A 12861-nucleotide genomic window follows, 5' to 3' on the forward strand; every position below is an offset into this window, starting at 1 on the left:
GTTTTCGCCATTGCAGCGCATCATTGCGACGCGGTCACATCGGCATCAGGGTTTTCCATAAGATCGTCAAGTTTCGCCTTTACCTCGATATTTTGAGTGTGTACACTCGTTTTAACGGTCGGCCACATGGCCGCCCCAACCCCCATCGACCTTGTGTCATTGCCAGGAGAAATAACGTGCAAGGCAAACCGCGAATCGCAGTTGTCGGCGCCGGACTCGGAGGAACGGCCGCGGCCGCCCTGCTGCAGCGAGCCGGCTTCCAAGTCAGGCTGTATGAGCAGGCACCGGCGTTCTCGCGCCTGGGCGCGGGCATCCATGTCGGGCCCAACGTGATGAAGATCATGCGGCGCATCGGCATCGAGGACGCGCTCAACGACATGGGTTGCCACCCCGACTACTGGTACAGCCGCGACGGCCTCACCGGCGAGGTGATCGCGCAGATCCCGCTGGGCGACTATGCGGTGCGCCACTACGGCGCCAGCTACCTGACCGTGCACCGCGGCGATTTCCACAAGCTGCTGACCGACGCCGTCGCGCCCGGCACGCTGTTCTTCAACAAGAAGCTGGAAAGCGTCACCGACCAGGGCGATGTGGTGCAGCTGCGGTTCACCGACGGCACGGTCGAGGAAGCCGATATCGTGATCGGCGCCGACGGCGTCAATTCGCGCATCCGCGAGACCCTGCTGGGCGCCGAGCCGCCCAAGTACACCGGCTACGTGGCGCACCGCGCGGTGTTTCCGATCGCGCGCGTCAAGGGCTTCACGCACGAGCGTTGCACCAAGTGGTGGACCGATGACCGCCACATGATGGTCTACTTCGACACCAGCAAGCTCGACGAGATCTACTACGTCACCGGCGTGCCCGAGCCCGAATGGGACATGAGCAAGAGCTGGGTGCCGAGCAGCATCGAAGAGATGCGCGCGGCCTTCGACGGCTGGCATGAAGGCGTGCAATCGCTGATCGAAGGCACGGTCGAAGTGACCAAGTGGCCGCTGCTGGAGCGCGACCCGCTGCCGCTGTGGAGCCGGGGCCGCCTGGTGCTGCTGGGCGATGCCTGCCACCCGATGAAGCCGCACATGGCGCAGGGCGCCGCGATGGCGATCGAGGATGCCGCCATGCTGACGCGCTGCTTCACCGAAGCCGGCACCGACGACTACGCCGCCGCCTTCGCGCTGTACGAGGCCAACCGCGCCGAGCGCGCCGGCAAGGTCCAGCTGGTTTCGCACAACAACACCTGGCTGCGCAGCAACGAGAACCCGGACTGGTGTTTCGGCTACGATGTGTTCAACGTGCCGCTGGTGTCGGCCGGGAGCAAGCCGCTGTCCGAAGCCGCCTGATCGCCTGACCGCCCTGCCCGCCGCCGCCCCTCGCCAGAATGGGGCGCGGCGCTGCGATGCGTGATGTTCAAACCGCCCCCAGCCCCCGATGAACACGCCCCGCCCCCTGACCCTGCAGGTCAACCACGCCGAGCACACGCTGGACGTGGCGCCTGACACGCCGCTGCTCTACATCCTGCGCAACGACCTGTGCTGCAACGGGCCCAAGTACGGTTGCGGCCTGGGCCAGTGCGGCGCCTGCACGGTGCTGGTGGACGGCCTGCCGGCGCGTTCATGCGTGCTGCCGGTCAAGGCCGTGGTGGGGCACGCGGTGACCACGCTCGAGGGCCTGGGCACGGCACAGCATCCGGACCCCGTGCAGCAGGCGTTTATCGAAGAACAGGCCGCGCAATGCGGCTACTGCCTGAACGGCATGATCATGACCGCCAAGGCGCTGCTGGCGCAGAACCCCGATCCCGACGAAGCGCAGATCCGCGAAGCCTTGCGCTTCAACCTGTGCCGTTGCGGCACGCATGTGGAAATCGTGCGCGCGGTCAGGCGGGCCGCGGTGCTGCAGCGGCAGGCCGCGCAAGGGGCGGCGTCGTGAGCGCGGGAATCGTGCAAGCCGCCACGCAAGCGACGGCACTGGCCGCCGGCCTGCCGCCGCACGGCGCCGATTGCCTGGTGGCTCATGTGCTGACACCGCCGGGCCTGCGCTGGGTCGGCGGCGAGCCGCTCGCGGCGCGCCTGCTGCAGGCCGAGCGCGACGCCGCGCTGGCGCTGCCCGGCATCCGCGCGGTGGTGGTCCGCAACAACTTTGCCGGCGTGGCCGCGGTCTCTGCCGCCCAGGCCGCCGCGGCGGCGCGGGCCCTGCGGGCGCGCTGGTCTGGTCCGCCGCGCGCCGACGCCACCCCTGCGCCGCGCCACACAGTGGCGCAACGCGGCGATGCCGCAGATGCGCTCGAACACGCCCGCGCATCCCACACGCAGCACTACCAATGGCCACTGGCAGGCACCCGCGACGATGCCTGCTGCACCGTTGTCGCCGACTGGCGCGACGGCACGCTGACCGTATGGCTGCCCGCCACGCGCCCCGGCGCCCTGCGCGCCGAACTCGCTGCACTGCTGGGCATCGCGCCAACACAAGTGCAACTGGTCTGCTGGCAAGCACACGACGACCGCGCCGACCCCGCGCTGCTGGCGCCGCACGCCGCCGCCGACGCGGCGCTGCTGGCCCATGCCAGCGGGCAACCGGTGGTGCGCCGGCTGCGCGCCGCCGAGGTGGGCCTGGCCGATGCCGCGCTCGCTATCCGCGTCGAGACTGCGCGCAGCGGCGCCACCGTCGACGCCTACGCCGCCACGCTGGCGGGTACGCCGCCGCCGGCAACGCCCCTGGCGCTGTGGCTCACGCACACGCCGGCGCCGGTGGCCGACCGCATCGAGGCGAACCATGGCGGCGACGCGGCGCTCCCGCCGTATGGCATCCCGCATATCGAGCTGGCCGTGTCCGGCGACCCGGCGGCATTCGCCGCCGCGCCGCTGACGGCAGCCCGCGCGCAGGTGTTCGCACGCGAATCCCATCTCGACGAGCTTGCCGCCGCCAGCGACGCCGACCCGGTGGCGCTGCGCCTCGCGCATCTGGACGACCCGCGCGGCGCCGCGCTGGTGCGGCAGGTGGCCGAGCGCGCCGGCTGGGACCTGGACGCCAATGCCGCCACGCCACGCGCCAGCTCTGCGGCGGGCAATGTGCGGCGCGGCCGCGGCTTTGCCTACGCCCACACCATCGACCACGATGCCGGCCAGAGCTGGTCGGCGTGGGTCGCTGAAGTCGAGGTCGACGGCAGCACCGGCGAGCTGGCGGTCACGCGCGTGACGGTCGGCCACGACAGCGAATCGCTGCCGCCACCGCAAGCCGCCGCGATGACGCGATCGATGCCGCGCTCGATCGAGCGGGACGTCGCAGCCGCAGCGCTGCAGCTGACCGCCGCCACGCCGGCGTTCGACACCTGGCCGGCGGACGCGCGTGCTGCCGGCGAACACTTGCCGGCCATGCCGGCACAGGCCCTGCCGGAAGTGCGGCTGGCCGGCACGCTGGCCACGCACGACGCGCTCGCTGCCGGTCCCACCGATGCGCTGCCGGCCGCCGCCGCGGTGGCCAATGCCATCTTCGACGCCACCGGCGTGCGCCTGCGCAAGCCACCATTCAGCGCCGAACGCATTCGCCTGGCATTGGCCGAGGCAAGTCCCGGCAAGCAACGCAAGAAGCGCGGCTGGATCGCCGCGGCCGCCGCCGCCGCGGCCGGCGTGTGCGCCACGCTGTTGCCGTGGCGCGCATCGATCGCGCCGGTGGCGCCGCCCGAGGCCGGCTTCTATTCCGCCGCCACGCTCGAGCGCGGCCGGCTGGTCGCCGCCGCCGGCGACTGCGCGGTCTGCCATACCGCGCCGGGCGGCGTGAAGAACGCCGGCGGCCTGCCGCTGGAAACGCCCTTCGGCACGGTCTACAGCACCAACATCACGCCGGATGTGCAGACCGGCATCGGCAACTGGTCCTTCGCCGCGTTCGAGCGCGCCATGCGCGAAGGCATCCACCGCGACGGGCGGCGCCTGTATCCGGCGTTCCCGTACACCGCCTTCGCCAAAATCAGCGACGGCGACATGCAGGCGCTATACGGCTACCTGATGTCAGCCGAGCCGGTGACATCCATGGTGCCGCAGACGCAACTCGCGTTCCCGTTCAACATGCGGCCGCTGCTCGCCGGCTGGAACCTGCTGTTCCATCGCAATGAACGCTTTACGCCGGACCCGTCGCGCTCGGCGCAATGGAATCGCGGCGCGTACCTGGCCGAGGGGCTGGGCCACTGCAGTGCCTGCCATTCGCCGCGCAATGCGCTCGGCGCCGAGCAAGGCGGGCGCCGCTACCTGACCGGCGGCAGCGCCGAAGGCTGGGAAGCGCCGGCGCTGACCGCGCTGTCGCAGGCGCCGGTGCCGTGGACCGAGGCGGCGCTGTTCACCTACCTGCGCGGCGGCTATGCGCCGCACCACGGCGCGGCGGCGGGACCGATGGCGCCGGTGGTGGAAGAGCTCGCGCAACTGCCCGAGGACGACGTGCGCGCGATCGCGCATTACGTGGCCTCGTTCGGCGCGCCCGCGCCGGCACCGTCGGTGCTGGCGGCGCAGGCGGCACAGGTCGAGCAACGCAGCCAGCAGGCCGCGCGCACCCTGGGCGGTCCCGCCGATCGCCTGTACCAGAGCGCCTGCGCGGTCTGCCACCAGTCGGACCAGGGCATTGCGCAATTCGGCGTGAAGCCGTCGCTGGCGCTCAATACCAACCTGCACAGCAAGCTGCCGGACAACGTGATCCAGGTGCTGCTGCGCGGCATGCCGGCACCGCCCAACGGCGAGCTGGGCGCGATGCCGGCCTATGCCGACACGCTCGACGACCAGCAGATCGCGCAACTGGCGCAGTACCTGCGCGCGCGCTTTGCGCCCGACAAACCCGCCTGGCAGGACCTGGAGAACACCGTCGCGCGGTTGCGCGCGGGGCCTGCCCACTGAACCACCGGAACCGTGCACCACGCTGGCGGGCCTTGCGCAGCGGCGCGGGCGCGCGGGCGTGACCGACCCTGCGCCAGCCGGCCTGCGCGCGGGAAAACCCCGAGGAGAGAAACGCAATTCGGCCTTGCCCGCCAGTTTCATGTAGCTTACGCTGAACGATCATGTAGTGCGCACTACATGAGTGCCAAGCGGGCACGCAGCGGTGCCTCCCCGCACAAGGACGGCGCGCCGCAAGCGGCGGACAAGAACACAAAACCATAAAACCGGCCCGATAGATCACCGGACGCGCTGGCGCGGGGCTTGCATGGTTCCGCCAGACCACCGGGACACCGGGCCTGACCAAACCAAGGGTAGACAACCAGGAGTGACTATGTCGTATCAGACCAAGCAAGCAGTTGCAGGCGTGCTACCGGGCTAGTTCCAGCCTCGCCAGGCGGAAGCCATCGTCCCCGCCGGATCCCGCAGCGGCCCGCATCACGTGCCAGCCTGCGTCGCGCCGCGCGTGCTTCCGAGTTCCAGAACCAGCCTATAACGAGACAGGTAGACAAACATGTCGTCATCCATTTCATCCATGGCCACAACGACCATCCCGGAGGCCGCGCTAGGCTCGCCCCCCCAGCCCAGCGCGCGCGCAGCGTCGTCGCAACCGATCACGATCGAGCAAGGCATCCGCGCCGCCGGCGTCGGCCGCTTCCAGTATCGGCTGTTCGTCATATTCGGCCTGGTGTGGCTCGCCGACGCGATGCAGGTACTGTCGATCGGCTTCACCGCGCCGTCGATCGCGGCGACCTTCGGCATCCCGGTGCCGACCGCGCTGCAGACCGGCACCATGTTCTTCGTCGGCATGCTGATCGGCGCGTTCGTGTTCGGCCGGCTGGCCGACCGCATCGGCCGCCGCCCGGTGCTGATGATGGCGGTGGTCATCGATGCGATCTGCGGCGTGGCCTCGGCCTTCGCGCCGGACTTCCAGTGGCTGTTGCTGCTGCGTTTCCTGACCGGCATCGGCGTCGGCGGCACCCTGCCGGTCGACTACACCATGATGGCCGAATTCCTGCCGTCGGACCGGCGCGGCCGCTGGCTGGTGCTGCTGGAGTCGTTCTGGGCGGTCGGCACCATCCTGCTGGCGATCCTGGCGCTGATCGCGGTGTCGCGCGGCAATGATGCGTGGCGGCTGATCTTCCTGGTCACCGGCATCCCGGCGCTGGTTGGCGTGGTGTTCCGCTTCTTCGTGCCCGAGTCGCCGCTCTACCTCAATAAATCCGGGCGCTCGGACGAGGCCCGCGCGGTGCTGCAGCGGGTGGCCGCGGCCAACCGCGTGCCGGTGGAGATCGGCGCGCTGCAGCCGCAGAAGATGGAGCGCAAATCGGTGTTCGCGCTGTTCGCCGCCGGCTGCCGGCGCCGCACCATCTGCCTGCTGGCGGCGTGGATGCTGATCTCGATCGCCTACTACGGGGTCTTCGTCTACCTGCCGGTGAAGCTGGCGGGCCAGGGCTTCGGCTTCATGCGCGGCCAGGTATTCCTGATCGTGCTGGCGCTGGTGCAGCTGCCCGGCTTCGCGCTGGCCGCGCACGGCGTCGAGCGCTGGGGCCGCAAGCCGACCCTGATCGGCTTCCTGCTGCTGAGCGCGGCGGGCTGCATGCTGTACAGCCTGGGCCAGGCCCCTGCGCTGGTGATCGGCTCGACGCTGCTGATGAGCTTCTCGCTGCTCGGCACCTGGGGCGCGCTGTACGCCTTCACGCCCGAGGTGTATCCGACCGACCTGCGCGCCAGCGGCATGGGCACCGCGGGCGCGATGGCGCGTTTCGGCGGCCTGTTCGCCCCGTCCATCGTCGCGCCGATCATGGCCAGCCAGTTCACGCTGGCACTGGCGCTGCTGTCCTCGTTCCTGGCCGTGGCGGCGCTCGCCATCTTCCTGGTGGATATCGAGTCGAAGGACCGCGCGCTCGACTAGCCCGGGGCGCCACCGGGCCGCTGCCTGGCGCCGCGGCCCGCTTCCATTACAATCCGGCTGCAACGGCGCGGCGCGCGCGTCCCAACCGGCCTCGCGCGCCCGCTTCACTCGCCATCCCGCCGAGCCCTCGCCGCCAGCCATGAAACAAGATCCGCGCTTTCCCAACCTCTTTATCCTCGACCACCCGCTGATCCAGCACAAGCTCTCGCACATGCGCGACAAGGAAACGTCGACACGCACGTTCCGCGAGCTGCTGCGCGAGATCACTCTGCTGATGGGCTACGAGATCACCCGCAACCTGCCGCTGACCACGCGCCGCATCGAAACCCCGCTGGTCGAGCTGGACGCCCCGGTGATCGCCGGCAAGAAGCTGACCATCGTGCCGGTGCTGCGCGCGGGCGTGGGCATGAGCGATGGCCTGGTCGAGCTGATCCCGTCGGCGCGCATCGGCCATATCGGCGTGTACCGCGACGAGCAGCACCGCCCGGTGGAATACCTGGTGCGCCTGCCGGCGCTGGAAGACCGCAGCTTCATCCTGTGCGATCCGATGGTCGCCACCGGCTATTCGGCCGCGCACGCGGTGGAAGTGCTCAAGCGCCGCGGCGTCAAGGACGAGGCCATCACCTTCGTCGCGCTGGTGGCCGCCCCCGAGGGCGTGGAAGTGTTCCAGAAGGCGCATCCGGGGGTAAAGCTGTTCGTCGCCTCGCTTGACAGCCACCTGGATGCCGATGCCTATATCGTCCCCGGACTGGGCGATGCGGGCGACCGGCTGTTCGGCACCAAGAACTGACCGTGGACTGACAATGCCCGGGCGGGCTGGCCGGCGCTTGACCGGCCTCAATAGCCTGCCTGATGCGGCTCCCTACACTGGCGGCAAGCCGGCGAGATCTCGCCGCGTGCCAGCGTCCACACATAAAGGGAGCCACGCATGGAAGCCTTCAAGATCCTGTTCAATACCAGCACCGGGCTGATGAGCCTGGGCGTGATCGTCTTCATCATCGGCATGGGCTGGTTCTTCGCCCGCCTGTTCGCGCGCAAGATGCGCGAGGATGCCGATGCGGCGAAGGCGCGCGACGCGACGCAGCAGCGCTGACCGCGTGAATGACCGCCGGTGTACTCCCTCTCCCACCGGAGGGAGAGCGGAACAAGCCGGCACAACTCGCTTACTTCTTCTTCCCCAGCAAACTCCCCAGCACCCCCCGGATCAGCTCGCGCCCGACCTGCGAGCCCACCGTGCGCGCGGCCGACTTGGCCATCGATTCCAGGATCGAATCGCCGCGGCCGCTCTTGCCGGTGCCCTTGGTCAGCGTGCCGAAGATTTCGCCGGCGGTGCCGAGCCAGCCGCTGTCCTGCTCGCCCGCCGGCTGCCCGGCGGCCGTGCCGCCTGCGCCCTTGCCGCCATTCGCCACGGTAGGCACGCTGCCGCGCAGCTTTTCGTAGGCGGACTCGCGGTCGACGGTCTTCTCATAGGTGCCCGCCACCAGCGAGTTCGCGATCAGCTGCTTGCGCTCGTCCTCGGTCGCGGGGCCGATGCGGCTGCCGGGCGCCAGCACCCAGGCGCGCTCGGTCACGCAGGGCGTGCCCTTGGCGTCCAGGAACGACACCAGCGCCTCGCCCACGCCCAGTTCGCCGATGGCGGTTTCCAGGTCCAGCTTCGGATTGGCGCGCATGGTGGTGGCCGCCACCTTGACCGCCTTCTGGTCGCGCGGGGTGAAGGCGCGCAGCGCATGCTGGACGCGGTTGCCCAGCTGCCCCAGCACGGTGTCGGGGATATCGACCGGGTTCTGCGTGACGAAGTACACGCCCACGCCCTTGGAACGCACCAGGCGCACCACCTGCTCGATCTTGTCGAGCAGCGCCTTGGGCGCATCGTTGAACAGCAGGTGGGCCTCGTCGAAGAAGAACACCAGCTTGGGCTGGTCCAGGTCGCCGGCCTCGGGCAGCTTCTCGAACAGTTCGGACAGCATCCACAGCAGGAAGGTCGCGTACAGCCGCGGCGAGTTCATCAGCTTGTCGGCGGCCAGGATATTGACCACGCCCTGGCCCTTGTCGGTCTGGATAAAGTCTTCCAGGTTCAGCATGGGCTCGCCGAAAAAGACGTCGCCGCCCTGCGATTCCAGCGCGATCAGCCCGCGCTGGATCGCGCCGACCGAGGCGGCCGAGATATTGCCGTATTCGGTGGTGAACTGGCCGGCATTGTCGCCGACGTATTGCAGCATCGCGCGCAGGTCCTTGGCGTCGAGCAGCAGCAGGCCGTTGGCGTCGGCAATGCGGAACACCAGGTTCAGCACGCCCTGCTGCGTGTCATTGAGCTCGAGCATGCGCGACAGCAGCAGCGGCCCCATGTGCGAGACCGTGGCGCGCACCGGGTGCCCCTTCTCGCCGAACACATCCCATAGCGCGGTGGGGCAGGCGCCCCAGACCGGCTCGGGCAGGTTCAGGTCGGCCAGCCGCTGCTTGAGCTTGGCCGAAGGCTGGCCGGGCTGTGAAATGCCGGTCAGGTCACCTTTGACATCCGCCATGAACACCGGCACCCCCAGGCGGGAGAAGCCCTGTGCCAGCGTCTGCAGCGTGACCGTCTTGCCGGTGCCGGTGGCGCCGGTGATCAGCCCGTGCCGGTTGCCCATCTGCGGCAGCAGCACCAGTTCATGTTCGGCATTCTTGGCGATGAGGATGGGGTCGGCCATGATGTTCCTGGAATCCGTGAGGGTCGGTTGGGTCTGGACGGCGCAGGCAGGCCCGCGTGATAAAATCCTGGGCTGATTATAGCCAGCCGCCAGGCATATCCGTCACCTGGCGCGCGCTGCCCGCCCGCCTTGCGGATGCCGCCGCGGCGCGCCTGGCGACCCCGCACAACATCACAGCAGATCACCGCATTCCGCTTCGGAGAGAATCATGGCCGGTCACTCGAAATGGGCCAATATCAAACACAAGAAAGCCGCCGCCGACGCCAAGCGCGGCAAGATCTGGACCCGCCTGATCAAGGAAATCACCGTGGCCGCCAAGCTCGGCGGCGGTGATCCCGACTCCAACCCGCGCCTGCGCCTGTCCATGGACAAGGCCATGGACGCCAACATGCCCAAGGACAACATCCAGCGCGCGATCCAGCGCGGCGTGGGTGGCCTGGAAGGCGTGAACTACGAGGAAATCCGCTACGAAGGCTACGGCCTGAGCGGCGCCGCGATCATCGTCGACTGCCTGACCGACAACCGCACCCGCACCGTCGCCGAAGTGCGCCACGCGTTTTCCAAGCACGGCGGCAACATGGGCACCGAGGGTTCGGTGGCGTTCATGTTCACGCACTGCGGCCAGTTCCTGTTTGCCCCCGGCACGCCCGAAGACAAGCTGATGGACGCCGCGCTGGAAGCCGGCGCCGACGATGTCGTCACCAACGATGACGGCTCGATCGAAGTCACCTGCCCGCCCAACGATTTTTCGGCGGTCAAGGCGGCGCTGGAAGCCGCCGGCTTCAAGGCCGAAGTTGCCGACGTGGTGATGAAGCCGCAGAACGAAGTCAGCTTCAGCGGCGACGACGCGGTCAAGATGCAGAAACTGCTCGACGCCCTGGAAAACCTGGACGACGTGCAGGAAGTCTTCACCAACGCGGTGATCGAAGACTAAAACGGTAACAAGCTCCCCAACGGCGGCAGCCCGGCTTTCAAGACCCAGCTGCCGCCTTTTTGCATGCGTTTCTTTTCTGGCAGTGGATCATGAAAGTATTGGTTGTCGGCTCGGGTGGACGTGAACACGCGCTGGCCTGGAAATTGGCCCAGTCGCCCAAGGTGCAGGTCGTGTACGTCGCGCCGGGCAACGGCGGAACCGCGCTCGACAAGCGCCTGCAGAATGTTCCGCTGACCGATCCCGAGGTCATCGCGGCCTTTGCCGAGCGGGAAGGCGTGGCCTTCACCGTGGTCGGCCCCGAGGCCCCGCTGGCGGCGGGCATCGTCGATATCTTCCGCGCCAAGGGCCTGCGCATCTTCGGCCCCACCCAGGCCGCGGCGCAGCTGGAATCGTCCAAGGATTTCGCCAAGGCGTTCATGCAGCGCCACGGCATCCCCACCGCCGCCTACCAGACCTTTGCCGACGCCGCCCAGGCGCACGCCTACATCGACGCGCAGGGCGCGCCGATCGTGATCAAGGCCGACGGCCTGGCCGCGGGCAAGGGCGTGGTGGTGGCGATGACGCTGGAAGAAGCGCACCAGGCGGTCGACATGATGCTCGACGGCAACAAGCTGGGCGACGCCGGCGCACGCGTGGTGATCGAAGAGTTCCTGGAAGGCGAGGAAGCCAGCTTTATCGTGCTGGTCGACGGCAAGAACGTGCTGGCGCTGGCCACCAGCCAGGACCACAAGCGCCTGCTCGACGCCGACGCCGGCCCCAACACCGGCGGCATGGGCGCGTACTCGCCGGCGCCGGTGGTCACGCCCGCGCTGCACGCGCGGGCGCTGCGCGAGATCATCCTGCCGACGGTGCGCGGCATGGAAAAGGACGGCATCCCGTACACCGGCTTCCTCTACGCCGGCCTGATGATCGACCAGGACGGCAACCCGAAGACGCTGGAATTCAACTGCCGCATGGGCGATCCGGAAACCCAGCCGATCCTGGCGCGCCTGAAGACCGACCTGGTCGACGTGATGGAAGCCGCCGTCTCCGGCAAGCTCGACAGCATCGAGCTGGACTGGGACCGCCGCACCGCGCTGGGCGTGGTGATGGCCGCCCATGGCTACCCGGACGCCCCCCGCAAGGGCGATGCCATCACCGGCATCCCGGCCGAGACCGACGACAGCGTGACCTTCCACGCCGGCACCACGCTCAAGGACGGCACCCTGCTGACCTCGGGCGGGCGCGTGCTGTGCGTGGTCGGCCTGGCCGATACCGTCAAGGCCGCGCAGCGCGCCGCCTATGCCGCGGTCGAGCAGATCCGCTTCGACGGCATGCAATACCGCACCGACATCGGCTACCGCGCCATCAAGCGCTGACCGGCGCCGGCGGCCCCTGGCGACTAACAGGCCGCCCAGCCGGTACAATCGTGACAATGCTGTGACGCAACCGGCAGCCGACTGGCTGCCGGAGTGCCATCCGGCCGGTCCCTTCGTCGGTTTATCCGATTCAGCCCACCATGATCGATTCCCAGGCAGTCCGTGCCTATCTGCTCGGTCTGCAAGACCGCATCACCGATGCCATCGGTGCCATCGACGGCCAGCCGTTCCTGACCGACGCCTGGGAGAAACCGCCCACCGAACGCCTGCGCGGCAGCGGCCGCACCCGCATCCTCGAAGGCGGCGCGGTGATGGAGCGCGCGGGCGTGGGCTTCTCGCACGTCAGCGGCGACACCCTGCCGCCATCGGCCACGGCCAACCGGCCGGAACTGGCGGGGCGCAGCTTCGAGGCCATGGGCGTGTCGCTGGTGTTCCATCCGCGCAACCCCCATGTGCCGACGGTGCATATGAACGTGCGCTGCTTCCTGGCGCTCAAGCCCGGCGCGGAACCGGTCTGGTGGTTCGGCGGCGGCATGGACCTGACGCCCTACTACGGCAACGCGGGCGACTGCACCCACTTCCACCGCACCTGCCAGCAGGCCCTGGCGCCGTTCGGCGACGAGCTGTATCCGCGCTTCAAGCAGTGGTGCGACGAGTATTTCTTCCTGAAGCACCGCAACGAGGCGCGCGGCATCGGCGGGATCTTCTTCGACGACTTCTCGGCGCTCGGCTTCGAGCGCAGCTTCGCCATGATGCAGGCGGTCGGCGACGCCTTCCTGGACGCCTACCTGCCCATCCTGCAGGGCCGCAAGGACACGCCCTTCGGCGAGCGCGAGCGAGATTTCCAGGCCTACCGGCGCGGACGCTACGTCGAATTCAACCTGGTGTTCGACCGCGGCACGCTGTTCGGCCTGCAATCGGGCGGACGCGCCGAATCCATCCTGATGTCGATGCCGCCGCTGGTAACCTGGCGCTATGACTGGCAACCGGAACCGGGCAGCCCCGAAGCGGCGCTGTACACCGATTTCCTGCCGGCGCGCGACTGGGCCTGACGGCTGAC

10 protein-coding genes are annotated in these 12861 nt (G+C 68.9%); 9 read left to right on the forward strand and 1 reads right to left on the reverse strand.

The genetic code is table 11. The features are described 5' to 3' along the window. The first annotated feature begins 176 nt into the window (after positions 1 to 176). The 6 genes from AC3FMM_RS03265 (at position 177) to AC3FMM_RS03290 (ending at position 7915) form a co-directional block, all read left to right on the forward strand. The gene (locus tag AC3FMM_RS03265; RefSeq protein ID WP_115708654.1) at positions 177 to 1337 is read left to right on the forward strand and encodes an FAD-dependent monooxygenase; all 1161 of its coding nucleotides are present in this window, start codon (positions 177 to 179) and stop codon (positions 1335 to 1337) included. An 88-nt stretch (positions 1338 to 1425) separates the two neighbouring features. Then, complete coding sequence (locus tag AC3FMM_RS03270) at positions 1426 to 1923, forward strand: (2Fe-2S)-binding protein (RefSeq protein ID WP_115679747.1); 498 nt, start codon at positions 1426 to 1428, stop codon at positions 1921 to 1923. Continuing rightward, positions 1920 to 4871: a c-type cytochrome gene (locus AC3FMM_RS03275; RefSeq protein ID WP_488686110.1), complete on the forward strand. Its 2952-nt coding sequence runs from the start codon at positions 1920 to 1922 to the stop codon at positions 4869 to 4871. Before AC3FMM_RS03270 ends, AC3FMM_RS03275 begins: the two co-directional genes overlap by 4 nt. A gap of 550 nt (positions 4872 to 5421) precedes the next feature. Next, positions 5422 to 6822 (forward strand): MFS transporter, encoded by a 1401-nt coding sequence (locus tag AC3FMM_RS03280; RefSeq protein WP_240987650.1) that lies wholly within the window; start codon positions 5422 to 5424, stop codon positions 6820 to 6822. Positions 6823 to 6961: 139 nt separating this feature from the next. Continuing rightward, positions 6962 to 7612, forward strand: coding sequence for a uracil phosphoribosyltransferase (gene upp, locus AC3FMM_RS03285; protein ID WP_012352165.1), 651 nt, complete (start codon positions 6962 to 6964; stop codon positions 7610 to 7612). Between the two features lie 138 nt (positions 7613 to 7750). Next, positions 7751 to 7915 (forward strand): DUF3149 domain-containing protein, encoded by a 165-nt coding sequence (locus AC3FMM_RS03290; protein ID WP_115708650.1) that lies wholly within the window; start codon positions 7751 to 7753, stop codon positions 7913 to 7915. A 70-nt stretch (positions 7916 to 7985) separates the two neighbouring features. Here AC3FMM_RS03290 and AC3FMM_RS03295 read toward each other — a convergent pair whose 3' ends face one another. Beyond that, the gene (locus tag AC3FMM_RS03295; protein WP_116312290.1) at positions 7986 to 9509 is read right to left on the reverse strand and encodes a helicase HerA-like C-terminal domain-containing protein; all 1524 of its coding nucleotides are present in this window, start codon (positions 9507 to 9509) and stop codon (positions 7986 to 7988) included. Between the two features lie 208 nt (positions 9510 to 9717). Between AC3FMM_RS03295 and AC3FMM_RS03300 the strand changes: the two genes are divergently transcribed. The 3 genes from AC3FMM_RS03300 (at position 9718) to hemF (ending at position 12853) form a co-directional block, all read left to right on the forward strand. Further along, entirely contained in the window at positions 9718 to 10443 is a 726-nt protein-coding gene (locus tag AC3FMM_RS03300; RefSeq protein WP_115679743.1) for a YebC/PmpR family DNA-binding transcriptional regulator, read from the forward strand. 89 nt (positions 10444 to 10532) lie between these two features. Beyond that, positions 10533 to 11801 (forward strand): phosphoribosylamine--glycine ligase, encoded by a 1269-nt coding sequence (purD, locus tag AC3FMM_RS03305; protein ID WP_026164314.1) that lies wholly within the window; start codon positions 10533 to 10535, stop codon positions 11799 to 11801. Positions 11802 to 11941: 140 nt separating this feature from the next. Then, positions 11942 to 12853: an oxygen-dependent coproporphyrinogen oxidase gene (gene hemF, locus AC3FMM_RS03310; RefSeq protein WP_115708646.1), complete on the forward strand. Its 912-nt coding sequence runs from the start codon at positions 11942 to 11944 to the stop codon at positions 12851 to 12853. Positions 12854 to 12861: the final 8 nt, after the last annotated feature.

The organism is Cupriavidus sp. 207A1, assembly GCF_057798955.1.